The following is a 23121-nucleotide window of genomic DNA, read 5'->3' as shown; positions in this document are numbered from 1 at the left end:
CCCTTGAGCGCTCGTGGCCGTAGCCGGAGATGACGCCGTGTACAAGGCGCTCGTTGCGAGCGGACAGGACCTCGTCACCGAGGCCGAGCCGCTCCATCGTGCCCGGCATGAAGTTCTCGAGGAGGACGTCGGCGGCGGCGGCGAGGTCGAGGGCGATCGCCCGGTCCTCAGGCGTCCGGAGGTCGAGGGCGATAGATCGCCGGCCGCGGTTGCAGGCGTAGAAGTACGCCGCCGCGCCCGACGCCGCGAACGGCGGACCCCAGCGGCGGGTCTCGTCGCCCGCGCCCGGCCGCTCCACCTTGATGACATCCGCGCCCAGGTCGGCCATGATCTGGGTCGAGAATGGGCCGGCGAGGATCCGCGAGAGGTCGAGGACGCGGACCCCGGCCAGAGGGCCGCGACGCTCCCCGGCCGCGGCAGGCCAGCTCACCGCGCCCACCACAGGGAGCCGTCGAGCACGCCGTATCCGATCAGCTCGAGCTGGACCTCGCTGACCCCCTCGACGATCGTCAGCTGCTGCGCGTCGCGCAGATGCCGGGCGAACATGCTTCGGCGCCGGCCTGCTCGCCGGCGAGCGCTTAGCCGGCGGCACCGGCGAGGTGCAGCGCCGCTGTGGCGGCCTCCACAGCGAGCTCGGTGCCGAGCCACTTGCTCGCGGCATGCACCGGGCCGGCCTCCTTGCCGAGGTGGCGCGCGTCTGCCAGCGCGGCCGCGCGGTAGGTCAGCAGCCGAGCCGCCTCCAAGCGCGCCGCGAGCGCCGCGAGGGTCGCCCGCACCGACTGACGGTCGGCGAGCGTGCCGCCAAACGAGGGACGGGCGTTGACGTAATCCGCGGCGTCCATGAGGACTCGCGCGGTCAGTCCGAGTCCGCGGGCCCCGACGACACAACGGACCGAGTTCAAGCAGCGCATCGCCAGCCCGAAGCATCGCCCGTCTTCGCCGATCTGATGGGTCCGCGGGACCCGGACCTCCTTGAGCCGGATGTCGGCGAGCGGAATCGCGCGCATTCCGAGCATGTCTCCGACTTGGGCGATGTGGACGCCCGGCGCGTCAGCGGGCACCACGAAGCAGGACAGCGTATGCCCCGCCGAGCCCTCCGGCCTCGCCCACACGATGATCCACTCGAGCGCTTCGCGGTCGAGCACGTTGATCCAGCGCTTGTGGCCGTTCAGGACGACGTGGTCGCCGTCGTCGCGGGCCGTCGTCGCGAGGCGTGCCACGTCGGAGCCGGCCTCAGGCTCTGTCATGGCGAACGTGCCTACGGGACGCGTCGCGGCCCGCGCAAGGAACCGCTCCTGTGGCGCGTCGTTTCCGGCGAGCACGATCGGCACCCGGGCCAGCGCGTTCACGAGCACCGGGATGAGGTACGTCTGGCGCCCCGTGGCGAGCGCCTCGACGGCGACGGTGGCGTGCCGGATGCCGAGATCGTCCGGAGCGTCACGACCGTCGAGGAGCGAGACGGGGTCAGCCGCGAGCCGCTCGAGGACCGGCGGAAGCTCGTCCTCCTCAGCGACGTCCGCGAGCAGCTTGTCGAGGGCCGGCACCACCGCCCCGAGCACGTGACGTCGCAACCCGGCCAGTCCATCCCCGAGAACGCACGAGACCGGGTCGGCGATGCGGGCCTCCGCGCCGGGGGCCGTGGCACCGGGCGTGGTCACGCGACCCGCTGCGCCAGCCACAGCCCGTCGCGGACGGGGAGGATGACGCTCCGGAACGCCGGGTCGCGGCTCAGGGCGTGGTTGAGCGCCTGCACGCCGGCGAGCTGGTTCGACGCGCTGTGTGCTCCGGGTTCGATGATCCCGTTGCCGCACAGCGCGTTATCGATCATGAGCACGCCGGCGGGGGCGAGGTGCTCGACGGTCAGGCGCAACAGCGAGAGCGCCAGCCCCGGGTCGCTGCCGAAGTACACGTGCTTCATCACGTCCTGGAAGATGAGATCGTAGGTTCCGAGCGTCGGGATCACGTCGAACGCGTCGCCCTCGAGGACATCCACCCGGTCGGCGAACCCGGCTCGCTCGATGTATCGACGGGCGCGCTGCGCCCGCTCCGGATCAAGCTCGATCGTCGTGACTGTCCCGCCGGGGGCGAGCGCCGCCGCCAGCCAGATGGCTGAGTACCCGATCGCCGTCCCGATGTCGAGAATCCGCATCGCCCGGCGTCCGTGGAGCATCGTGAGGATCTGGAGGATCGAGCCCTCGAGGCGGCCCACGATCGGGATCCCCTCGGTCCTCGCTGTCTCCTCGATCTCGTTCAGCACGCCTTCCACGGGCTCGGCCAGCGGCATGAGCTTGACGAGCAAGCTCGCGTAGAGCTCCCGCGGATCGTCACCGTCCTGCGGGACGATCGGCAGAGGTGTGGGCCGCTCGAGCGCGTCCAGCATCTCGTCCACGTCGGCGCCGTCGGCATAGATATCAATGTTCACCGAGGTCATTACATTCATTCCCTTTCCAGCGGATGATCCGGTGTGCAGCTTCTGACAAAGCGATCACGGTCGCGGTAGGACCGAGAAGACCCTCTCTTCCTGGCCGAGTGGGCGTTTGTCACCAGCGCCGTCTTGCAGCCGGCGCTCCGGCCGCATTCCACCTGGGTGTCTTGGTCCTCCACCAAGAAGAAGCCGGGTGGACGCCGTGCTCGCTGGCGGCCTGCAGCTCTGTGTGTTCTGATAGCGCGCTCAATATGCACCCGAGCCACGACAGATTGCCCCAACGGTCTTCGCCGCGATCGCCAAATCGCTGAGCATCGACCAGTTCTCCACGTAGGACAGGTCCAGCCGCACCGAGTCCTCCCATGACAGGTCGGATCGGCCGCTGACCTGCCACAGTCCGGTAATGCCGGGACGCACCAGCAGTCGGCGCCGCACTCGGTGGTCATAGGTCTCGACTTCGCTCCGCAGCGGCGGACGGGGTCCGACCACGCTCATGTCCCCACGCAACACGTTGATGAACTGCGGGAGTTCGTCGATGCTGTACCGGCGCAAAAGCCTGCCCACCCGAGTGACTCTGGGGTCCCCGCGGATCTTGAACAACACGCCGCCGACACTCTCGTTGAGGTCGGCCACCTCTGCCAGCCGCCGATCGGCGTCGACAACCATGCTGCGAAACTTGATCATCTGGAACGGCACACCGTCTAGGCCGATGCGTTCGGCACGATAGAAGACCGGCCCCCGACTGGTTACCTTCACCGCCACGGCAGCAATGATCATGACCGGCGACGCGGCCAGCAGCGCCAGCAGTGAAAAGCAAACATCGAATGCGCGCTTCTGAAACCGCTTGGCTCCCTGATATTGCGGCTTGTCAACGTGGATCAGCGGTAGGTCGCCCACCGGGCGCACCGTCAGCCGCGGGCCGGCCACATCGACTATTCCCGGCGACACGACCAGGTCGACGCCGAGCCTCTCCAATTGCCACGACAGGTCGCGGATGCCTTCTGGCCCCAGCTCCCCCGCCGAGGTCAATGCGACGGTGTCGGCCTGCGACGCCGCGATCGCGTGTCGGATGTCGGCTTCGTGGGGAAACACCCGCAGCGGCCCGAGGCCGGGGACGACGATGTTTTGGCGTTGGAGAATACCGAGAGGGCAGGCACCGACCACGGTGTAGCCTTCGGCCGGATGCTGCGCCAGCGACCGCGCGAGGGCCTTGACCGATCGGGGGTCGCCGACAGCGAGCACCGCGGTCATGAAGCGGCCGCGGCGACGCTGCGCTGCGACATACCTGCGGGCCAGGTGGCGATTGACGGACAATGCGACAAGCCCTAGCGGAAACGCAATGGCCAGGTAACCGCGAGCGATGTCGAGCTTGAACAGAGTCGAGACAACAGCGATGACTCCGAACAACCATAACGTGGCCGTCCACACGCGGCGGAACTCCTCGGGGCCAGCTCCGATTACTCGGTGTGCACGCGTGTGGTAGATCGTCAAGACCAGGGCCCACGCCAACACGATCAGTACCGATACCGCCGAGTAGGCAACCGACGCGTATCCCGCCCAGAGGCTGCCGCTCGTCACTTTTCCGAATCGCAGAATGTGTGCCGCCGCCACGACACCGATCACAACGATGGCATCAGAAGCCGCAAGCCAATTGCCGTAGCGTTGCTGCCACCGTGCACGAAGGGACCCTGGAGTTGTAGGTAGCGTCGCGGGAGCGTCGAAGTCGGATTGCCGCAACGGAGTGATTGCGCCCACCTCAGCGACACTTGCTCCCGCGGTGCCCCGCAGCGAACCCGGGCGGGTCGATGTGCGGGAATCTCCGGCACCGACGTCCTTACGCCGGACAAGCGCATCGCCAACCACTGGCGACTCGGTCCGCCGCAACCGCTCCGGAGTGTCCGGTGTCTGGAAAAGAGATGTCATAGCTCAGGCTCCGCTCCAAAAGCACATACCGGAGGCATGGCTGCGGCAGGTCTGCGACATAGGGTGGACTTCGAAGGCGACGTCGGCAATGGCAGCGCGAGGACAGCGCACCAGCTTGGCCTCGGCGCACGGCTTTTGACATCGCAGACCGCGCGAAGTGGCCCGGATAAAGTTGGCGGAGATATTCGTTTGCGGGACAGTAGTGTTCAAGCCGCACTCGCCGAAATCGCCGGCGAAAAAGCAAATGCCGACGATAGTCGGCGGTGCAGAATCAGTGGGTGTGTACTTCCACCCGTAGGTACGGGTTCCTCTGCCGTCGCCGTAGATGGTCGTGGGACGGCCGCAGATCATGTCGCTCCTAGCGGAAGCAGGTCGACGCACCGGGCGGGCCGTGGTTACGGCGACGCAGGAGTGCGGCCACATATACCAGCGATATACCAGAACAGCCAGTATACATACTGATCGTCTCCTTGTAAACAATCACCAGACCGTAAGTCACCCGCATGACAGGCGACTAACAGGCTGGTGGACCTACGGAAGGCTGGTGGACAGGGGTGGATTCGTGGGGATACTCGTAGTATCCTGACAGGGATCCAATCATACGTATCGTATGTATACTGGCCTAAAGCTGAATAAACCGTTTGCAGCGCGCCCGGCCTGTGATGGTGCGGCCGGGCGTCACCGCAGCGCCGGCGCTCGCTTTTGCGAGTCGGCTCTCACGTCCGCGGAGGAGGAAGCGCATGTCGTTTGTGACTACACAGCCGGAGGCGCTGGCAGCGGCAGCCGGCACCTTGCAAGGGATCGGCTCGATGATGAGCGCTCAGAATGCGGCTGCGGCGGCCCCAACGACGGCGGTGGTACCTGCGGCGGCTGATGAAGTGTCCGCGTTGACCGCGGCACAGTTTGCCGCGCACGCCCAGATGTATCAGGCGGTCGGCGCGCAGGCTTCGGCGATTCATGAGATGTTCGTGAATACCTTGGGCATGAGCGCCGGTTCATACGCGGTGACCGAAGCCGCCAACGTGATCGCGGCCGGCTGATTTTTGGCGGTCCCAGATGCTCGATTTCGGGGCGTTACCACCGGAGATCAACTCCGGCCGGATGTATGCCGGTCCGGGAGCGGGCCCGATGCTGGCCGCTGCGACGGCCTGGGACGTCTTGGCCGCGCAGTTGTACTCGACGGCGTCTTCTTACAGCGCCGCGATCATGGACCTCGCTGCCAGCTGGCTCGGACCGTCGTCGATAGCGATGGCGGCCGCGGCCGCACCTTATGTGTCGTGGATCGGTACCACCGCCGCACAGGCCGAGGCCACGGGTATGCAGGCCAAGGCAGCCGTGGCCGCCTACGAGGCGGCGTTCGCGATGACGGTGCCGCCGCCGGTGATCGCCGCCAACCGCGCGCTGCTGATGATGCTGATCGCCACCAACTTCTTCGGCCAGAACACCCCGGCAATAATGGCCACCGAGGCCCACTACATGGAGATGTGGGCGCAGGATGCCGCGGCGATGTTTGGCTATGCGGCCGCGTCACAGACAGCGTCGACGTTCACGCCGTTCATGCCCCCGCTGCCCAGCACCAACCCGGCTGGGTTGGCCGGACAGGCCGCTGCGGTTGGGCAAGCCGCAGCCACCTCCGCCGGCACCAGCGCACAAACCGTGTCGCCGCTGACTTCGGCGATGTCGATGCCGCTGGCCGCTACGACGCCGCTGACCGCTTCATCGACGTCGTCTTCAGCCGGCTCGCCGGTGACGGCGTTGACGGGTCTGACGACGTCGTCCACTGCCCTTACCTCGGGCGCCAGCCTGGCATCCGGTACCGGCTCGTCGGCGTCGCTGGGCGCCTCGGGGGCATCCATGTTCGGTTCGGCCGGTTCGCTGATGCGCACTGTGGGTCCCGCAGTGAGCATGTTCGGCACCAACTTCTCGGCGGTGAGCCCAGCATTCGGCAGCAGTTCGGGCGCGCTCGCCTCACCCAGCCTGGGCAGTGCGGCGGTGACCGCGGGACTGGGCCGGGCAACGTCGGTCGGCACGCTGTCGGTGCCGCAGAGCTGGGCGTCGGCCGCTCCGGCGTTCAACCCGGTCGCCACGTCGTTGCCGGCCACCACGGCTAGTGCCGCTACGCCGGCCGTCGGCGCGGCGAACCCGGGTGGCATGCTCGGCGCGCCGCTGGCGCCGTTGGCCGGCCGCAGCGGGCCCACTCCGGCGGCTTCTATACCCAGGCTCGGTTTCCGTCCCACTGTGGTGCAACACCCCGTCTACGCCGGATGACTGGAAGGAGGGCCATACGAGTGTTTTTGGCCGGTGGTTATGCGACCGCATAACTCCGGTTGTCACAGTCCATCAGTCTGATGATTTCAAGTTAAAGGAGGCAATGAGATGCCTACGCGTTTTATGACCGACCCGGACCAGATGCGGGCGATGGCGGGCCGTTTTGACGTGCACGCCCAGACCGTTGAGGATGAAGCCCGCCGGATGTGGGCGTCCTCGCTAAACATTGCCGGTGCCAGTTGGAGCGGGACCGCGCAAGCGACGTCTTACAACACCATGGGTCAGATCAACACCGCGTTCCGCAACATCGTCAACATGCTGCAGGGCGTGCGCGACGGTCTGATCCGCGACGCCAACAACTACGAACAGCAAGAGCAGGACTCCCAGCAGATCCTGAGTAGCTAGAGCCGCTGCAGCACAAGTGCTTTCACGTTAGGAGAACGAAAATGACGATTAACTACCAGTTTGGTGACGTCGACGCCCACGGCGCCACGATTCGCGCCCAGGCGATGGCGCTGGAGGCCGAGCACCAGTCCATCATCCGCGATGTGCTTGCGGCCGGCGACTTTTGGGGTGGCGCCGGGTCGACGGCGTGCCAGCAGTTCATCACCGAGTTGGGCCGTAACTTCCAGGTGATCTACGAGCAAGCCAATGCTCATGGCGGCAAGGTGCAAACCGCCAGCAGCAACATGGCCAGCACCGACAGTGCCGTGGGCGCCAGCTGGGCCTGACAGCTTGGGTCCCGCTATCACACCGACCACCGGTTGCCAAAGGAAGTATGGAACGGACTGAATCCGCTCACAGGCCGCCAGTTGGCTGCGGTGCGGGCCAGCCTACCGGCGCCGACGATGCGTTCCCCGGCTAATAGTGCCGACGCGGACGCTGTGCGACTGCGGCGATCTCGTGGTGCCGCTGGGACCGGTAGAGAAATTGATGAGCACGGCGCGAGCGTCGTAACAACGACGTCCCAATAAAATCGGCGCGTCCCCCATTTGAGGGAGGTCAGTCTCCCGGCGGCTGCGGCGACTTTCCCAAGACCGGCTTGAGTGTCAGAAGCAACTCTCCGGCCCGATCACCACCCACAGTGCCGTCCCGGATGAAGTTGGGATGCTCCCCCAGGCCCGGCAGGTTGCTGCGACGCGTTCCAGGCCGTGGATGCCACAGTCCGCGGCTTCCCGATGCTTGACCACGGCAGTGCTTGGGTATTGCACGGCCACCGCCACTGTGCTCCCCTTGCTTTCCAATCGAAGCGACAATGCGCCGCCGGTCTGGGTGAGCGCGTTTTCGACCAGCACAGTGGCCACGGCGGATGCCACCGCGATGTAGTCGGTCTTGGACCAGGCGGTCAACCACTGCTCGGCCAGCTCGCGACAGCGCGAGATACCGCTGTTTCCGGCAGGCAGCTCTGCGCGCGCGCGCCGACGGTATGACTGCTCGTCATCACCCGAAAGCGCGGCAATCGCGGCGTCCACAGTCCAGTAGACTGGAATGTAACGGCTAATGCCGTTGTGGCGCAATGACTTATGGTTCTCAATCTTGTCGCACACCAACGCGATGGGAATGTCTGGCCAATGGTCGATCTGCCAGCGGGCACTGGTGAACGCCGCCCACGCCGACGGGGCTGAAACAACCATGCAGGTGACATCGATAATGACAGCCCGAGGTACGTCGAGCGCAGCCTTGAGGATTGCGTCACGCAACCTGAAATAGGTTGTGCTGTCCAGCACCCCGTAGACAGTCAGCACACAGGTACCCGCCACTGCGGCGGCAGTGATCGTCAACGGACTTCGCGCCGCGGCCACGATGCATTTCCTAACCGCGGCGCCGCAGCGTGTGAACGCTGCGCCACGCCATGTGTAGGAGGTTAGCTGGCAATGTCAGGTTGCGTCGCCAAACGAACCGCGCCGTCGATTAAGCCGAAGGCCCCGGCACAAGTTTGGGCCGGCGCCGGGCCGCGCCACTCGTAGTCGCAATCGAAACGCAGGCGCCAGGCTTTGTAGGAACGTACTAGAAGTTTGAGAATGACTCAATATGCTACGATCGGTATGTGAACTCGCGTGCTAGGTGGGTGTGTGGTTTCAATAGTGCCGCTATCCGAACCTTCTACAGGGCTTAACGGGTCGCGGTTTCCGCGCAAACAAGAGCACAAGGTTAACCACGCGGCTGCACAGCTGGCTGGGACAACGCGCAAGGAGCGTGTACAGCGCTCGCAGCGCCATCCGCGGCGCGGCCTGTGCGGCGATCTGCATCCTGTTGGACTACGCGGCTTCAGGCAAGTACGACAGCACCACACGATAAAGCGGACGACCGATGCTTACGTCGATGCGATTGGCGCGGTTTTATGAATCCACTTCGAGTGCTGTGGCTTTCACCGTGCATGCGACCGTTGGCGCGGGTGCAGGCCGAAGCGCTGTACCGACGGGGTGCCGAGGTGCTGCTGGTCACCTCCAACCAACTGCCGGAGTCGGATACAGCTCGTGACTACGAGCTAGTCCTAGATCCGCGCTTTCGCGCGACGGCAAGCTGGCCAGCCACCCTCGCAGGCTGGCGTCGTATTCGCCAATTCAGGCCCCATGTCGTGCTCGCGGAGCTGGTGCGCGACCCACGGTGGATTTTGTTGGCTGGCAAGGCGCCGCGCATCCAACTGGTGCACGGCGATTTTGCGGACGAAACCGCAAAGCACCGGCCGGTCTGCGAACGCGCCGTACTCGGCCGCTGGGGTGCCGGTTCAGCAGCCACCGTAACTTACAGCAACTTCGCTGCAACTGCGGTCGCCGCGCGACGTGATGTACGCGGCACTCGGATATACGTGGTGCCGCGTACCAGTGACCTCGATGCAGCGCTGGTGCCTCCACTGGTCGGCGCCGACGGACGCCATGACTTCGTGATGATCGGGCGGCTCAACCCAGATAACAACATCGATGTAGTGCTGGAGGGCTGGCAGCGGCACCTAAGCAGCGGCGGCTGGCGCGGTGACGAGCTGGTGTTGATCGGCGACGGGCCCCTAGTTATCCGATCTCTGCCTGCATTCGTTCGGTGGCGGTCAGGTAAGTACCGTCACTCCGACGTCGTCACGACGCTCGCCCATGCGAAGGGTTCAATCGTCCACTACCGCTGCGCCTCGGAAACTGGTGTCCAGGTCTTATCGATGCAGCTTGGCGTCATGCCGGTCGTTTCTACTGTCGATGGCCTGCCCGAATATCAACCGCCCAACTACCCTCCAATCGGTGTCGACGACAGCGCCGCACTCGCAGCCGCATTCGACGAGCTCGCCGATCCGTTCACCGCGACACTGCGTGGAGCCGCGGCAGCGCGCCACTACCAGCAGCGATTCGCTGCCGACGGCGCCGCGGATCGGCTGCTTGACGTCATCAGCGAAGTGCTGGCAGCTCGGCCCCACGTTCCATCCAGAATTGCGGCTCACCCCAAAGGCCCAGGCCGAAGTCGATAGCACGGCTGCGCACGGCGACGTCGGGCAGCGCTCTGGTGCCTCACGAGCAGGAGCGGTCACGGCGCCTCGGTGATTGGCTCTGGCCTGCCGACTTCGGAAGCAAGCTCGGACGCCATCTCGTGGCCGTCGAATGTGGAAACGAATAGTTTTGCGTTTCCCGACTGAGACCGTTCGCGCTGTGCTTCACTGCTACCAAAACCTTGGTGTAGTAGCTAATTGGCATCCGTTCAACTAAATGCAGCTACGGCACGCCGCGAAGAAATCAGGTAGTCGGGTACCCTAGCCGCTCCGGTGGGAGGCCGGAATAGTCGAACGGTCGTCAAAATGCGACACGGTCGGCTCGCCGTCCAAGCCTTCAACAGTGTCAATTTCGGCACTTCGAAGTAACTAGCCCTTAGACAACGTCATAGTCACAACCAGAAGCGGCGGCACTGGAGCCACGCACCACCGGATCGGAGGACACCGTGCTGCACAGCCTGGCCGTCGTCACTGCGGCTGCCAACAAACTCCTGGAAGCGACCGCGCCAACCGCTACCGACGTAAGCCGAGACGTATTGGGCCGCCTCGCCGAGCAGTTGAATCTGGACTACTGCTTCTTGCGCCACAACTATCACGACATCCGGCCCTCGATATTGGTGGCTGACTGGCCACCTCGACCCTGCGTTCCAGATCCTGACCCCCTCGGCGTCATCCACTTCAGCAGCGTCCACCCGGTACTCGCATTGGCCGACAGCAGTACGAAATCGATAGTGATCAAGCCCGACGAGCTCGAACACACTTACCAGCATTGGCTCGCGGGACGCCGTCACGCGGCATCGCCGTTGGTTGCGGTGGCACCACTGGTTTCGGGAAAAGTCACGACCGGTGCGCTGGGGGCTGTCAAATTCGGCGCCAAGAAGTGGAAGCAGGAAGTGATCGATACGCTCGAGGCGGTCGCATCGCTGTTTGCACAATTACAGGCCCGCGTCGCCGCCGAACAAAAGCTTCACTATATCGCTGAGCATGACGATCTGACGGGCCTGCGCAACCGTCGAGCGCTCATAGCACACCTTTCTGAACGGCTCGCGGCCGGCCGTCCCGGACCGGTCGCAATCATGTATATCGACCTCGACCGACTGAAGGCGATCAACGATTGCCTGGGTCATACCGCTGGGGATTGGTTCATCCAACTATTCGCCGAGCGGCTTCGTGGGTGCGCCGGGAGCCGGAGCATGGTCGCTCGGCTGGGCGGGGACGAGTTCGTCGTCGTTCCGGACTGGGCGATGTCAATCGATGCCACAGAATCGCTTGCTAATCGGCTTCGGACGATGCTGCGCGACCGTCTGGTGATAAGCGGCCATACCATCACCCGGACGGTCAGCATCGGGGTGGCGGTCGGCGTTCCTGGACGCGACGACAGTACCGACCTGCTGCATCGTGCCGATGAAGCCGTCTTGGCGGCCAAGCGCGGAGGCGGCAACCAGGTCGCGGTGTCCGACGACATCTCCCTGAAGCGGCTTTTCCGCGACGATATCCAACTGCATCTTCAGGGCGATATCGACCGGCAAGCGCTACTGCTGCACTATCTGCCCGAGATCGATTTGTGGAGCGGCGCCATCGTGGCGGCTGAAGCGCTGATCCGTTGGCGCCACCCTACGCGCGGGCTGCTGCTACCTGATTCATTCGTCGGTGTAGCCGAATCGATGAACCTCGCCGGCGAACTCGGCCAGTGGGTCCTGAGAAACGCTTGTGCCGAGTTCAGTCGGTGGCGATCGCAGGGAGTGGGACAGAGCGCGGTATTGCGTGTCAATGTATCTCTGCTACAGCTGGCGGGCCGCGGTTTCGTCCGTAGCATCGCCAACACTCTCGAGGAGTTCGGCATCGATAGTGGCTCATTGTGCCTCGAGATCACCGAGCGGGCAGTGGTTCACGACATCGAGAGCACTCAGCGAACCCTTGCAGAGTTGAAGGAAATTGGGGTCCATATCGCCATTGACGACTTCGGCACCGGCTACGCTGTGCTATCACACCTGAAGTCGCTTCCGATCGATACGCTGAAGATCGATACGGCATTCGTTCGTGACCTCGGTACCAATCCCAATGACCTCGCGATCGTGCGCGCGATCATTGGGCTTGCGGAGGCGTTCGGGCTCCAATTGGTTGCCGAAGGCGTCGAAACCCCTGCGGCGGCATTAACTTTGATGCAAAATGGATGCCACCGAGCTCAAGGGTTTTTGCTGTCGCCTCCTATCCTGGGCAGCGCCATGCAGTCGTTGCTTTCCTCACGTTGGATGCCGATGCCTTTCCTCGCTAACGGCGACGCTTTGTCGGAGATGGTCATATAGCTAGACCAAGGATGGCCGATATGTGACCCGGGGAGTCACTGCTGGCGCAATCCGTTTACGGAATCTTTATGTGGCTGTTCGGCGCTAATGCTTCGCCCCTCGTGCTAGCGTCCATCGGCCCACAGGCGCTCGGTTAGATCTTGAAACGTCACCAGCGCAATCGGGTCATCGGAACGCGCTAACGCCGACCTACTCATTAATGCCCGAACGGTAGAGCCGTCACTGTGCGCCAATTCGACAACCATATTCGAGAGCGCATGGACAGCAGACATCGTGGACTCGGCGGCGGGCGCCTTATGAAAGATCTGATGTAAAGCCAACGACCGGACCGCTTCAGGGGCATAGCCCAACATCTCCCCAAACGCAGTATTGGCGAACAGGATGGTGCCGTCCTGCACGATAGCGAGCGCCGGAACCGGGATCCGCTCCAGCACGACGAGAGCGGGCAACCCGTTGAGGGTGTCCATCGGCGATTCGCTTCGTTGCCGGATCCGTCGCTCCACGCGCCGATTATCGTCCATTCGGTGCATTAGTTCCGGAAATGAGCAAAGACGGCCGTCAGACGCTTCGTAGTTGGCACCACGACCACGCCGATGCCCGAACCGTTGCGAAGATGACGACGTGCGGTGGTCGAGAACGTCGCGCCTTTTTTGCCGCGAGCGTGCAGAAAATGACACGCTTGACGGCGTGTCGGCGTACCCACACGCATACTCGCGGGAGAAAGCCGGGGAGGCTTGATGACAACTCACGGCGAATCGGCGGTCCTGGTATTGGCAGCGGGATCCGGAACCCGGATGCGTTCAGACACCCCCAAGGTGCTGCACACGCTCGCCGGGCGCAGCATGTTGGCGCATTGCCTGCATTCGATCGCCAAGGTGGCACCCCAGCACCTGGTGGTGGTATTGGGCCAAAGTCGCGAACGCATCGCACCCGTCGTCGCCGAACTGGCCGAGACGCTGGGTCGCCCCATCGACGTGGCGATGCAGGATCAACAGCTGGGCACCGGGCATGCCGTGCTGTGTGGGCTGTCCGCGCTGCCCGACGACTACAGCGGCGTCGTCGTCGTCACCTCGGCCGATATTCCGCTGCTGGACGCCGATACCCTGGCCGACCTGATCGCCGCTCATCGCGCGCAGCCGGCACCGGTGACGGTGTTGACCACGACGCTGAGCGATCCCACCGGCTATGGCCGCATTCTGCGTACCCAAGACAATGAAGTGATCGCGATCGTCGAGCAAGCCGACGCGACGCCCTCCCAGCAGGAGATCCAGGAAGTCAACGCCGGGGTCTACGCCTTCGACATCTCGGCCCTGCGCACCTCGCTGAGCCGGCTGTCCGCCGACAATGCCCAGCGCGAGCTTTATCTCACCGACGTGATCTCCATCCTCCGCCAAGATGGCCGGACCGTACACGCCCGCCACGTCGACGACAGCGTGCTGGTCGCCGGGGTGAACAACCGGGTCCAGCTGGCGGCGCTGGCCGCTGAACTCAACCGCCGCATCGTCGCCGGGCACCAACTGGCCGGCGTCACCGTCGGCGATCCAGCCACTACCTGGATCGACGTCGACGTCACTATCGGCCGGGACACCGTCATTCTGCCCGGAACACAGCTGCTCGGCCGTACCCGCATCGGCGGACACTGCACCATCGGCCCGGACACCACGCTGGCCGACGTCACCGTCGGAGAGGCCGCGGCGGTAATCCGCACTCACGGCATCTCGGCGTCCATAGGTGACGGCGCGGCGGTCGGCCCCTTTGCGTACCTGCGGCCCGGGACCGTCTTGGGCGCCGACGGAAAGGTCGGAGCGTTCGTCGAGACCAAGAACTGCACCATCGGGACCGGCACCAAGGTGCCGCACCTGACCTACGTCGGCGACGCCGACATCGGTGAGCACAGCAATATCGGCGCATCCAGCGTGTTCGTCAACTACGACGGCCAGACCAAGCAGCGCACCACGATCGGCTCGCACGTGCGCACCGGCTCCGACACCATGTTCGTGGCGCCGGTAACGGTGGGCGACGGCGCCTATACCGGTGCCGGCACCGTGGTGCGCCACGATGTCCCCCCCGGCGCGTTGGCCGTGTCGGCAGGACCGCAACGCAACATCGAGAACTGGGTGCAGCGCAAGCGCCCTGGCAGCGCGGCCGCCAAGGCCGCCGAGAAGGCGCAGGCCGCCCTGAACAACCCAGACGAACCCGACCGGACACCTTGACGTTTCTCTCCTTAGTATTAGGCGACAATCTCGATCCGAACGGCGGGGGCACCACGTGAGCCACGACTGGACCGACAACCGCAAAAACTTGATGCTGTTCGCGGGTCGTGCGCATCCTGAGCTGGCTGAGCAGGTCGCTAAGGAGCTCGACGTCCACGTCACCGCGCAGACTGCTCGTGACTTCGCCAACGGCGAGATCTTCGTGCGCTACCACGAATCCGTGCGCGGCTGCGACGCGTTCGTCCTCCAGTCACACCCGGCGCCGCTGAACAAGTGGCTGATGGAACAGCTGATCATGCTCGACGCACTCAAGCGGGGCAGCGCCAAGCGGATCACCGCCGTCGTACCGTTCTATCCCTACGCCCGCCAGGACAAAAAGCACCGCGGCCGCGAACCGATCTCGGCGCGACTGGTCGCCGACCTGCTCAAGACCGCCGGCGCCGACCGCATCGTGACGGTCGACCTGCACACCGACCAAATCCAGGGCTTCTTCGACGGACCCGTCGACCACATGCGCGCGCAGAACCTGCTCACCGGCTACCTCAAGGACAACTACAGCGGCCACGACATGGTGGTCGTCTCCCCCGATTCTGGGCGGGTTCGCATTGCCGAGAAGTGGGCCGACTCGCTGGGGGGCGTTCCGCTGGCCTTCATCCACAAAACCCGCGACCCACGGGTGCCCAACCAGGTGAAGTCCAACCGCGTCGTCGGCGAAGTCGCCGGCAAGACGTGCATCCTGATCGACGACATGATCGACACCGGCGGCACCATCGCCGCGGCGGTGCCGCTGCTGAAGGACGACGGTGCCGGAGACGTGATCGTCGCCGCCACCCACGGCGTGCTGTCCGATCCTGCGCCAAAGCTGCTGGCCGAGTGCGGAGCCCGTGAGGTGATCGTCACCAACACGCTGCCGATCGATGAGACCAAGCGTTTCCCGCAACTGACGGTGTTGTCGATTGCGCCCCTGTTGGCCAGCACTATCCGTGCAGTGTTCGAAAACGGTTCAGTGACAGGGCTGTTCGACGGAGACGCATAATGCCGTGCACCTCGAACGACACGGTCATCTACCACAACCCCAAGTGCAGCACGTCGCGCAAGACACTGGAGCTGTCGCGCAACAAGGGCATCGAGCCAGCCATCGTCGAGTACTTGAAGACGCCTCCGTCGCGTGATCAGCTGGCGAAAATGATCCGCGACGCCGGCATCGATGTGCGCACCGCGGGGCGCGCCCGTGAGCCGCTGTACGGCGACCTCAACCTGGCCGATGCCACCGACGACGAATTGCTCGACGCAATGGCCGAACACCCCATCTTGATCCAACGCCCGTTCGTCGTGACAGCCAAGGGCACCCGGCTGGCTCGTCCGGTCGACGTGGTCCACGAGATTCTGTGAGGCTCCCCGCGATCAGTCGATGCGCGGCCGCCGTCGTGATCCTAACGCTAACCGCGGTCGGCTGCAGCCCGAAAGAACCTGACTACCAGTCGGTTTGGACGACGAGTGCGACGACCACCACCACCCCGACGACGACTGATTCGGCAGAGCCGCTTGGGAAATACCTGGAAAGCGTTGGTGTCACCGGCGAGCAGGTGGCTCCCGATTCGCTACCCGACCTGACCGTGTCGATCCCCACACCCCCGGGTTGGGAGAAGTTCAGCAATCCCAGCATCACCCCGGCCACGCAGGCGATCGCCAAGAACGGCAGCTATCCGATCGCGATGCTGATGGTGTTCAAACTGCGCGGAGACTTCAATACCGCAGACGTGATCAAACACGCCAACGCCGATGCCGCGCGGTCGGAGAACTTCAGGAAATTAAACGCGTCCACAGCCGACTTTCACGGCTTTCCGTCGTCGATGATCGAGGGCAGCTACAACCTCAACGGCAAACGGTTGCATGGGTGGAACCGGGTCGTCATCGCTGCCGGATCCCCACCGGCGAAGCAGCCTTACCTCGTTCAACTCACGATCACCAGCATGGCCGACCAGGCCTTCCCCGAGGCGCAGGACATCCAGGCGATCATCGCCGGATTCACCGTCGCCGCCAAGTAGCCCGCAGCATCGGGGTGCCTTGGCGGCGTTACTGTATCCGCCATGGGTTGGACCGCCGCAGACCTGCCGTCATTCGCAGGACGCACGCTGGTTGTCACCGGTGCCAACAGTGGCCTGGGCGCGGTGACGGCCGGTGAACTGGCACGGGTTGGCGCCCACGTCATCTTGGCGGTACGCAACACCGAGAAAGGTGAGGTCGCCGCCCGGCAGATGATCGGCCACGTCGAAGTGCGCCGACTCGACCTGCAGGACTTGGCCTCGGTGCGGGGCTTCGCCGACACGATCGGCACGGTCGACGTGTTGATCAACAACGCCGGCGTCATGGCCACCCCCGAAGCGAGGACTGTCGACGGCTTCGAAAGCCAGATCGGCACCAATCACCTCGGTCACTTCGCGCTGACGAATCTGCTGCTGCCCAAGCTCGCCGACCGGGTGGTGACGGTGTCGTCGTTCTTCCACTGGATGGGCCGCATCAGTCTTGACGACCTGAACTGGCACTCGCGGCGATACTCGCGGTGGCTGGCCTACGGCCAATCGAAACTGGCCAACCTGTTGTTCACCAGCGAGCTGCAGCGGCGGCTGAACGCGGTCGGCTCACCGCTGCGCGCGCTGTCGGTCCATCCCGGTTATTCACGCACCAATCTGCAGGGGCACTCAGGTCACCGCGTCGAAGACGCGCTGATGGCGATTGGCAACCGGATTTTCGCCACCGACGCCGACTTCGGCGCCCGTCAGACGCTGTACGCCGTGTCGCAGGATTTGCCGGGCGACACGTTCGTCGGGCCGCGCTTCGGCATGCTCGGCCGCACCCAGCCCGCGGCCCGCAGCCCGCTGGCTAAGCGGGAAAGCACCGCCACAGCACTCTGGGAGCTCTCCGAGCAGCTCACCGGCGTCAAATTTCCGCTCTGAGCCGCTGATGCGCTAACCTGTCGGGCGTCACGGCGAGGGTGGCTGCCCCGGCGGCCACCGTTATCGACGGGGACCTTCTGGTTGTCGCGATGCTGGCCGTGCCCGACCAACACAGGAGCGACACCATGGCCAATTCCGCGGCTTCGTCAACCAATCAGCTGAGCGCGTCGGTGCGAACAGAGACCGGCAAAGGCGCGTCTCGCCGGGCCCGGCGCAACGGCAAGATCCCAGCGGTCCTCTACGGTCACGGCAGCGACCCGCAGCATCTGGAGTTACCCGGCCACGAGTTCGCCGCGGTGTTGCGCCACTCTGGCTCCAACGCTGTGCTGACCCTCGATATTGATGGCAAGGAGCAGCTGGCGCTGACCAAGGCCATCGACGTCCACCCGATCCGACACACCATCCAGCACGCCGACCTGCTGCTGGTGCGCCGCGGCGAGAAAGTCACCGTCGAAGTCACCGTCGACGTCGTGGGTGAGCCGGCGCCGGGCACCTTGGTCACCCAGGAAACCAGCACCATCGAGATCGAGGCAGAGGCGCTGTCGATTCCTGAGGAGCTGACCGTCTCGGTCGAAGGCGCGGTGCCCGACACCCAGTTCACCGCCGGGCAAATCACACTACCGCCGGGCGTGCGGCTGGTCTCCGATCCTGATCAGCTGGTGGTCAACGTCGTGAACGCGCCGACTGCCGAGGAACTGGAGGCCGAGGGCGCCGGCGAGGTGCCGGAACGCGAAGAGGCCCCGGAAGAGGCCGCCGAAGAAGCCGAGGCCGCCGAGGCCGAGTCCGAGTAACGCATGGCCGAGCCGTCCCCGGCTTCGCGGTGGCCCCGGCTGGTGGTCGGTCTTGGCAACCCCGGACCGAACTACGCCCGGACCCGGCACAACCTCGGATTCATGGTCGCCGATCGGCTCGCCGCGCGGCTGGGCTCGACGTTCAAGGCGCACAAGCGTTCCGGCGCGGAGATCGCCACCGGCCGGCTCGGTGGCTGCTCGGTGGTGCTGGCCAAGCCGCGCAGCTACATGAACGAGTCCGGCCGGCAAATCGCGCAGCTGACCAAGTTCTACTCGGTGCCGCCGGCCGACATCGTCGTCATCCACGACGATTTGGACCTGGAGTTCGGCCGCATCCGCCTCAAGCTCGGCGGTGGCGAAGGCGGCCACAACGGGCTGCGCTCGGTGGTTGCAGCCTTGGGCACCAAGGATTTTGAGCGGGTGCGCATTGGTATCGGGCGTCCACCCGGGCGCAGGGACCCAGCGGCGTTCGTGTTAGAGAACTTTTCCGTCGCCGAGCGCACCGAGGTGCCGGCGATCTGTGAGCAAGCCGCCGACGCCACGGAGTTGCTCATCGAGTTGGGTTTGGAGCCGGCCCAAAACCGCGTGCACGCCTGGTAGCGCGAGCAGCCGCTAGGTGACCAACGTGACCGAGTTGGCGCGGCGCAGCTTGCCCGACGGCGTCTTCGGAATGGTGCCTGGTCCCAGCACGACAACGTTGCGCGGCCGCACGTCGACCTCGGTGACGACCTCGTGCGCTACTTGGTGCTCGATGCGACGCACTTCGGCCGGGTCCTCGTAGGCGTTGGACTCCACCGCGACGGCAAACGACTCCCGTGAGTGCCCGGCGTCGAGCCGCACGGCCACCGCGCAGCCCGGGCGCACGCCGGGAACCCGGCACGCCGCCCGCTCGATGTCGGTGGGGTAGACGTTGCGGCCAGCCATGATGATGACGTCCTTGACCCGGCCGCATACGACGAGGTGGCCGTTTTCCATCATGTAGCCGAGGTCGCCGGTGTCATACCAGCCGTGTTCGTCTTGCGCGGGAATGAACCCGCCCATCGTGATGTAGCCCGGGGTCAGCGGCTCGCCGCGCAGCTCGATCACCCCGACGCCGCGGGGCGGCAGCACGTTACCGTCCTCGTCGACGATGCGGGCCTCGATCCCGTCGAGCACTGGCCCGAGTGAAGCCAGCCGACGGGTATTGCCCTTGGTGGCCGGCACCGCCCGACGCAGCGCAGCCAGCAGGTCGGCGTCCACCTCGTCGACGACCAGTCCCTGTTCCACCGGCGAGAACGACACCGCCAGCGTGGTTTCGGCCATGCCGTAAGCGGGCAGGATGGCCTCCGGCCGCAGACCGAAGGGCCGGCCCGCGTCGATCAGGTCCTCGACGTCGGCCGGATCCACCGGCTCGGCACCCGACATTGCAATCCGCAGCGTCGACAGGTCGAACTGGCCGGGTTTGGCTTGTTTGCGCAGCCGCTTGGCAAACAGCGAATAGGCGAAGTTCGGGCCGCAGATGAACGTGCCCTTGTACTTGTCGATCAGCTTGGCCCACAGCAGCGTGTCACGCAGGAAGTCCAGCGGGGTGACCTTGACCAGCTCGGCACCGAAGTACATGGGGACGGTCAAAAAGCCGATCATGCCCATGTCGTGGAAGCAGGGCAGCCAGCTGATCATGACATCGGTCTCGAGGTCGTACTTGACGCCGACGAACATGGCCTCGACGTTGGAGTACACGTTGCGGTGGGTGATCTGGACAGCTTTGGGTGAACCAGTGGATCCAGACGTCAGCTGCATCAACGCCAGATCGTCTTCGTCCGTCTCGATAGGGTCGATCGGCTCGGAGTCCAGCAGTTGCTCGACGGTCACCACCTTGACGCCGCGCTGCTCCAGCACCGGCGCGGCCGGCATGAACGGGTCCGAGACGATGACTGCTTTCGCCTCGATCATGTCGATGACCGTGGTGGTGTCCTGTGCCCATACCGCCAAGTCGGTGCGCGGGGTGGGCTGATGCAGCATGGTGAGGCTGGCTCCCCGCATCCAGAGCCCCTGCGCCGTCGGCGCGATCTCCACGGGGGCGCCTACAAGCACACCGACGGCATCGCCGTGGCCGATACCGTTGGTCGCCAGTCCGCCCGCTATGCGACGGGCCCGCTCATGCACCTCGCGCCAGGTGTGCCGGACCGGGTTGTGTGGCTCGCCGGTGACCATGCCGCGGGGGCTGGTGTGGGCGTTGCGGTACATCTTCTCGGTAAACCTGCTCACGACACCCTCCTTGGCACCGGCGCTTTCCAGGCCCGGGATTTCATGCTGCCCCTGCTATTGGGCAAGTGCAGTAGAGGCGTGCACACAATTGGGCAGCGGTTATGTCTCGAATCGGTGATGCGTCAGATGCCTCAGGAGAGGCCGGACGGGTAGCGCAAACACGGCCGCTGTGGCGGCGGGTCGACCGCCCACCGCGATAATCGGCGGGCGGTGCGATTGGGCACATTGTTTGACCGCTAGTCGTCACCGCCGATCATCTTAGGCTCCTCTTAAGTAACCGCCAAACCGTGGCGCGGTTTGAGGCTCAGGTCACACTTCGGTCACCGGCGCTGGTACCACGCGGGCACCGTGGACCGGTCCGCTGGCGACGCGGACAGTGCGGCACACACCGGCGCCCGACAGCTGAGTGCCGACGTCGATCGCCGAAGTCGCCGACGAGCACAGGAAGGCACAGGTGGGCCCGGACCCCGACACGATGCCCGCCAGTGCGCCCGCCTCTACACCGGCACGCAGGGCGCGGCGCAGCGCCGGATCCAAGCTCACCGCGGCAGCTTGCAACTCGTTACCCAACAAAGGCGCCAACTGTTGGGGATCGCCGGCGGCAAGGGCTGCCAGCACAGGCCCGGGCTCACCGAGTCGCGGCGGTTCCCCCACCTCACGGAGGCGGTCGAGCTCGGCGAACACCGCCGCCGTCGACAGGCCGCTGTCGGCAAACGCCAGCACCCAGTGGAAGGTGTTCCGCGACAGCACCGTGGCCAACTCCTCGCCGCGCCCGGTTCCCAGCGCGGTGCCGCCGTGTAGCGCGAACGGCACGTCGCTGCCGAGCTTCGCGGCGAGCGCGTGAAGGTCGCGACGCGGCACGCCGAGCTCCCACAGCACGTTCATGCCGACCAGAACCGCGGCGGCGTCAGCACTTCCGCCCGCCATCCCGCCAGCAACCGGAATGGATTTGTCGATGGTGATCGAAACATCGGGTGCCAGGCCGACATGTTCGGCCATCACCTCGGCGGCCTGCCAAGCGAGGTTGCGCTCGTCGGTGGGCAGTTCGTCGGCCCCTTCGCCGCTGATCTCCAGCGAGAGCACGTCGGCGTTGCGGATCGTGACCTCATCGACCAGCGAGACCGCCTGGAACACCGTCGTCAGCTCGTGGTAACCGTCGGCGCGGCGATCCCCGACCCCAAGGTAGAGGTTGACTTTTCCGGGCACCCGGACCGTCACCGACCCAGTCGGCACCCACTGAGCGGCGGTGCTTCCGTCCATCGGCACGGCACGAGAGTATCGCCGGGAAAACCAAACCACACTGCTTCCGGCGACGATGCACGCCGCCAGCGGCGCTCGCCCGGCGACGATGCGGGCCGCGGCACGGCCCGAGGAGGAGCCGGGCAATCGGGTTGAGGAGGAGCCGGGCCATCGAACCCCGCGCCGAGGAGCTCGGCCACCGCGCCGGGATTTGCCGCTACGACGCTTCTTGGCCGGCAGCGGTGTTGTCGGTCCGCTCCCCTGAGCGACGCAACAACCGCACGAAGTCTTCGATGGACAGCGTCTCACCGCGGCGGGCAGGATCGATGCTCGCCGCCAGCAGCCGCTTCGCGGATTCGTTGCCCGAGCCCGCCCATTCGGCGAAGGCGTTGCGCGATGTCTTGCGCCGCTGGGCAAATGCGATGTCGATCAGTTCGAACACGCGTCGGCGGAAGGCCTCATTGGTGGGCCACGGCGACGCTTTATAGCGGTCGATTCGCACCAGCCCGGAGTAGACCCGCGGAATCGGCCAGAACACCGTCGGCGACACCATGCCGAAGCGGCGGACCCGACCAAAAAACCTCATCTTGACACTGGGCACGCCGTAGTCCTTGCCGCCCGGTTCAGCGGCAAGCCGTTCGGCGACCTCGGCCTGCACCATCACCATCATGGTGCGCACAGAGGGGAACTCGGCGAGCAGATGCAACAAAGCCGGCACCGCGACGTTGTAGGGCAAGTTGGCAACCACCGCTGTTGGTTCGGCCGCCAGATCGCTGCGACGGATCGACAAGATGTCGCGGTTTAGCACCGTCAACCGGTGAACTTCGCTGTGGGAGTGTTCGGCAACGGTCTGCTCCAGTCGACTGGCCAGTAGGGGGTCGATCTCGACGGCGGTGACCGCGGCACCCCGGTCGAGCAACGCCAGCGTCAGTGAACCTAGACCAGGCCCCACTTCAAGCACGTAGTCGGACCGACTCACCCCGGACGCCGACACCACCCGGCGCACCGTGTTGGCGTCGTGAACGAAGTGTTGTCCCAACGCCTTTCGCGGCCGGAACTCGAGCTCTTTAGCCAGCCGTCTAATCTCCGTGCGGCCAAGCAGCCGGATGGTCAGCGCGCACCTGCTCTTCCGCTGCACACCGGCCAGGCGCCCCAGCCTTGCCGTTCGAGCACCGTCTGGGCAACGGCGATCTGCTCTTCGCGGGTGGCCAGATCAGCGCGAGGGGCATAGCGCAAGCCGCCGCTACGTTCCCAGGTTCTCTGGTCGAATTGCACACCACCGT

The 23121-nt window shown here is 65.2% G+C and carries 23 protein-coding genes and 2 pseudogenes (1 of these 25 running past the window's edge); 14 read left to right on the top strand and 11 right to left on the bottom strand.

What is annotated here, in order from left to right:
• From ACFE99_RS01700 to ACFE99_RS01680, 5 genes are all read right to left on the bottom strand, one after another.
• Nucleotides 1-430, bottom strand: a 430-nt coding sequence (locus tag ACFE99_RS01700; RefSeq protein WP_375481806.1) for a CoA transferase, incomplete at its 3' end; no start/stop codon positions are given.
• A 148-nt stretch (nucleotides 431-578) separates the two neighbouring features.
• The gene (locus ACFE99_RS01695; protein ID WP_375481804.1) at nucleotides 579-1658 is read right to left on the bottom strand and encodes an acyl-CoA dehydrogenase family protein; all 1080 of its coding nucleotides are present in this window, start codon (nucleotides 1656-1658) and stop codon (nucleotides 579-581) included.
• On the bottom strand, nucleotides 1655-2431 hold the full coding sequence (locus ACFE99_RS01690; protein WP_375481802.1) for an O-methyltransferase: 777 nt from the start codon (nucleotides 2429-2431) through the stop codon (nucleotides 1655-1657). Before ACFE99_RS01690 ends, ACFE99_RS01695 begins: the two co-directional genes overlap by 4 nt.
• A gap of 240 nt (nucleotides 2432-2671) precedes the next feature.
• On the bottom strand, nucleotides 2672-4348 hold the full coding sequence (locus tag ACFE99_RS01685) for a sugar transferase (RefSeq protein WP_375481800.1): 1677 nt from the start codon (nucleotides 4346-4348) through the stop codon (nucleotides 2672-2674).
• A 3-nt stretch (nucleotides 4349-4351) separates the two neighbouring features.
• Entirely contained in the window at nucleotides 4352-4699 is a 348-nt protein-coding gene (locus ACFE99_RS01680) for a dTDP-4-dehydrorhamnose 3,5-epimerase family protein (RefSeq protein WP_375481798.1), read from the bottom strand.
• Between the two features lie 389 nt (nucleotides 4700-5088).
• Here ACFE99_RS01680 and ACFE99_RS01675 point away from each other — a divergent pair, with 389 nt between their 5' ends.
• The 5 genes and pseudogenes from ACFE99_RS01675 to ACFE99_RS01655 all read left to right on the top strand — a co-directional run.
• A complete protein-coding gene (locus ACFE99_RS01675) occupies nucleotides 5089-5388 on the top strand; it encodes a PE family protein (RefSeq protein ID WP_375481796.1) in 300 nt (99 codons plus the stop codon).
• A 16-nt stretch (nucleotides 5389-5404) separates the two neighbouring features.
• Nucleotides 5405-6616 (top strand): PPE family protein, encoded by a 1212-nt coding sequence (locus ACFE99_RS01670; protein ID WP_375481794.1) that lies wholly within the window; start codon nucleotides 5405-5407, stop codon nucleotides 6614-6616.
• A 108-nt stretch (nucleotides 6617-6724) separates the two neighbouring features.
• Complete coding sequence (locus ACFE99_RS01665) at nucleotides 6725-7021, top strand: WXG100 family type VII secretion target (protein WP_375481792.1); 297 nt, start codon at nucleotides 6725-6727, stop codon at nucleotides 7019-7021.
• A 41-nt stretch (nucleotides 7022-7062) separates the two neighbouring features.
• On the top strand, nucleotides 7063-7347 hold the full coding sequence (locus ACFE99_RS01660; protein WP_375481790.1) for a WXG100 family type VII secretion target: 285 nt from the start codon (nucleotides 7063-7065) through the stop codon (nucleotides 7345-7347).
• Nucleotides 7348-7359: 12 nt separating this feature from the next.
• Nucleotides 7360-7573, top strand: a pseudogene (locus tag ACFE99_RS01655) (type VII secretion protein EccE); the annotation flags it as partial.
• 92 nt (nucleotides 7574-7665) lie between these two features.
• Here ACFE99_RS01655 and ACFE99_RS01650 read toward each other — a convergent pair.
• Nucleotides 7666-8418, bottom strand: a complete 753-nt coding sequence (locus tag ACFE99_RS01650; protein ID WP_375481787.1) for a sulfate transporter — start codon at nucleotides 8416-8418, stop codon at nucleotides 7666-7668.
• A 539-nt stretch (nucleotides 8419-8957) separates the two neighbouring features.
• Between ACFE99_RS01650 and ACFE99_RS01645 the strand changes: the two genes are divergently transcribed.
• The gene (locus ACFE99_RS01645) at nucleotides 8958-10067 is read left to right on the top strand and encodes a glycosyltransferase (protein WP_375481785.1); all 1110 of its coding nucleotides are present in this window, start codon (nucleotides 8958-8960) and stop codon (nucleotides 10065-10067) included.
• Nucleotides 10068-10531: 464 nt separating this feature from the next.
• Nucleotides 10532-12391, top strand: coding sequence for a putative bifunctional diguanylate cyclase/phosphodiesterase (locus ACFE99_RS01640; RefSeq protein ID WP_375481783.1), 1860 nt, complete (start codon nucleotides 10532-10534; stop codon nucleotides 12389-12391).
• Between the two features lie 104 nt (nucleotides 12392-12495).
• On the opposite strand, the gene ACFE99_RS01635 is transcribed toward ACFE99_RS01640, so the two are convergent.
• Nucleotides 12496-12858 (bottom strand): PAS domain S-box protein, encoded by a 363-nt coding sequence (locus tag ACFE99_RS01635; RefSeq protein WP_375481822.1) that lies wholly within the window; start codon nucleotides 12856-12858, stop codon nucleotides 12496-12498.
• Nucleotides 12859-13128: 270 nt separating this feature from the next.
• On the opposite strand from ACFE99_RS01635, the gene glmU reads away from it, so the two are divergent.
• From glmU to pth, 7 genes are all read left to right on the top strand, one after another.
• Nucleotides 13129-14604: a bifunctional UDP-N-acetylglucosamine diphosphorylase/glucosamine-1-phosphate N-acetyltransferase GlmU gene (gene glmU, locus ACFE99_RS01630; RefSeq protein WP_375481781.1), complete on the top strand. Its 1476-nt coding sequence runs from the start codon at nucleotides 13129-13131 to the stop codon at nucleotides 14602-14604.
• A gap of 55 nt (nucleotides 14605-14659) precedes the next feature.
• Nucleotides 14660-15640, top strand: coding sequence for a ribose-phosphate diphosphokinase (locus ACFE99_RS01625; protein WP_375481779.1), 981 nt, complete (start codon nucleotides 14660-14662; stop codon nucleotides 15638-15640).
• Nucleotides 15640-15996: an arsenate reductase (glutaredoxin) gene (arsC, locus tag ACFE99_RS01620; RefSeq protein ID WP_375481777.1), complete on the top strand. Its 357-nt coding sequence runs from the start codon at nucleotides 15640-15642 to the stop codon at nucleotides 15994-15996. Before ACFE99_RS01625 ends, arsC begins: the two co-directional genes overlap by 1 nt.
• Entirely contained in the window at nucleotides 15993-16652 is a 660-nt protein-coding gene (locus ACFE99_RS01615) for an LpqN/LpqT family lipoprotein (protein WP_375481775.1), read from the top strand. The genes arsC and ACFE99_RS01615 overlap by 4 nt, the downstream gene beginning before the upstream one ends.
• 42 nt (nucleotides 16653-16694) lie before the next feature.
• Complete coding sequence (locus ACFE99_RS01610) at nucleotides 16695-17561, top strand: oxidoreductase (RefSeq protein WP_375481773.1); 867 nt, start codon at nucleotides 16695-16697, stop codon at nucleotides 17559-17561.
• Between the two features lie 125 nt (nucleotides 17562-17686).
• Nucleotides 17687-18352 carry a 50S ribosomal protein L25/general stress protein Ctc gene (locus ACFE99_RS01605; protein ID WP_375481820.1) on the top strand — a complete coding sequence of 222 codons (666 nt, stop codon included), beginning with the start codon at nucleotides 17687-17689 and terminating at the stop codon, nucleotides 18350-18352.
• 3 nt (nucleotides 18353-18355) lie between these two features.
• Nucleotides 18356-18952 carry an aminoacyl-tRNA hydrolase gene (gene pth, locus ACFE99_RS01600; RefSeq protein ID WP_375481771.1) on the top strand — a complete coding sequence of 199 codons (597 nt, stop codon included), beginning with the start codon at nucleotides 18356-18358 and terminating at the stop codon, nucleotides 18950-18952.
• A gap of 12 nt (nucleotides 18953-18964) precedes the next feature.
• Here pth and ACFE99_RS01595 read toward each other — a convergent pair whose 3' ends face one another.
• From ACFE99_RS01595 to ACFE99_RS01580, 4 genes and pseudogenes are all read right to left on the bottom strand, one after another.
• Nucleotides 18965-20599 (bottom strand): fatty acyl-AMP ligase, encoded by a 1635-nt coding sequence (locus tag ACFE99_RS01595; protein WP_375481769.1) that lies wholly within the window; start codon nucleotides 20597-20599, stop codon nucleotides 18965-18967.
• Nucleotides 20600-20908: 309 nt separating this feature from the next.
• Entirely contained in the window at nucleotides 20909-21859 is a 951-nt protein-coding gene (locus ACFE99_RS01590; RefSeq protein WP_375481818.1) for a 4-(cytidine 5'-diphospho)-2-C-methyl-D-erythritol kinase, read from the bottom strand.
• Between the two features lie 196 nt (nucleotides 21860-22055).
• Entirely contained in the window at nucleotides 22056-22985 is a 930-nt protein-coding gene (rsmA, locus tag ACFE99_RS01585; RefSeq protein ID WP_375481816.1) for a 16S rRNA (adenine(1518)-N(6)/adenine(1519)-N(6))-dimethyltransferase RsmA, read from the bottom strand.
• Nucleotides 22949-23121: pseudogene (locus ACFE99_RS01580) on the bottom strand (ubiquitin-like domain-containing protein) (it continues 940 nt past the right edge of the window). Before ACFE99_RS01580 ends, rsmA begins: the two are co-directional and overlap by 37 nt.

Origin of the sequence: uncultured Mycobacterium sp. (assembly GCF_964249325.1) — a bacterium.
Taxonomy (GTDB): Bacteria; Actinomycetota; Actinomycetes; order Mycobacteriales; family Mycobacteriaceae; genus Mycobacterium.
This window is presented reverse-complemented; position numbering and strand designations above follow the sequence as displayed.

Coding starts and splice junctions, on each gene's coding strand:
- ACFE99_RS01690 (WP_375481802.1), bottom strand. CDS start 2,431: ATGACCTCGGTGAACATTGATATCTATGCCGACGGCGCCGACGTGGAC.
- ACFE99_RS01685 (WP_375481800.1), bottom strand. CDS start 4,348: ATGACATCTCTTTTCCAGACACCGGACACTCCGGAGCGGTTGCGGCGG.
- ACFE99_RS01680 (WP_375481798.1), bottom strand. CDS start 4,699: ATGATCTGCGGCCGTCCCACGACCATCTACGGCGACGGCAGAGGAACC.
- ACFE99_RS01675 (WP_375481796.1), top strand. CDS start 5,089: ATGTCGTTTGTGACTACACAGCCGGAGGCGCTGGCAGCGGCAGCCGGC.
- ACFE99_RS01670 (WP_375481794.1), top strand. CDS start 5,405: ATGCTCGATTTCGGGGCGTTACCACCGGAGATCAACTCCGGCCGGATG.
- ACFE99_RS01665 (WP_375481792.1), top strand. CDS start 6,725: ATGCCTACGCGTTTTATGACCGACCCGGACCAGATGCGGGCGATGGCG.
- ACFE99_RS01660 (WP_375481790.1), top strand. CDS start 7,063: ATGACGATTAACTACCAGTTTGGTGACGTCGACGCCCACGGCGCCACG.
- ACFE99_RS01645 (WP_375481785.1), top strand. CDS start 8,958: ATGAATCCACTTCGAGTGCTGTGGCTTTCACCGTGCATGCGACCGTTG.
- ACFE99_RS01635 (WP_375481822.1), bottom strand. CDS start 12,858: ATGGACACCCTCAACGGGTTGCCCGCTCTCGTCGTGCTGGAGCGGATC.
- glmU (WP_375481781.1), top strand. CDS start 13,129: ATGACAACTCACGGCGAATCGGCGGTCCTGGTATTGGCAGCGGGATCC.
- arsC (WP_375481777.1), top strand. CDS start 15,640: ATGCCGTGCACCTCGAACGACACGGTCATCTACCACAACCCCAAGTGC.
- ACFE99_RS01610 (WP_375481773.1), top strand. CDS start 16,695: ATGGGTTGGACCGCCGCAGACCTGCCGTCATTCGCAGGACGCACGCTG.
- ACFE99_RS01605 (WP_375481820.1), top strand. CDS start 17,687: ATGGCCAATTCCGCGGCTTCGTCAACCAATCAGCTGAGCGCGTCGGTG.
- pth (WP_375481771.1), top strand. CDS start 18,356: ATGGCCGAGCCGTCCCCGGCTTCGCGGTGGCCCCGGCTGGTGGTCGGT.
- ACFE99_RS01590 (WP_375481818.1), bottom strand. CDS start 21,859: ATGGACGGAAGCACCGCCGCTCAGTGGGTGCCGACTGGGTCGGTGACG.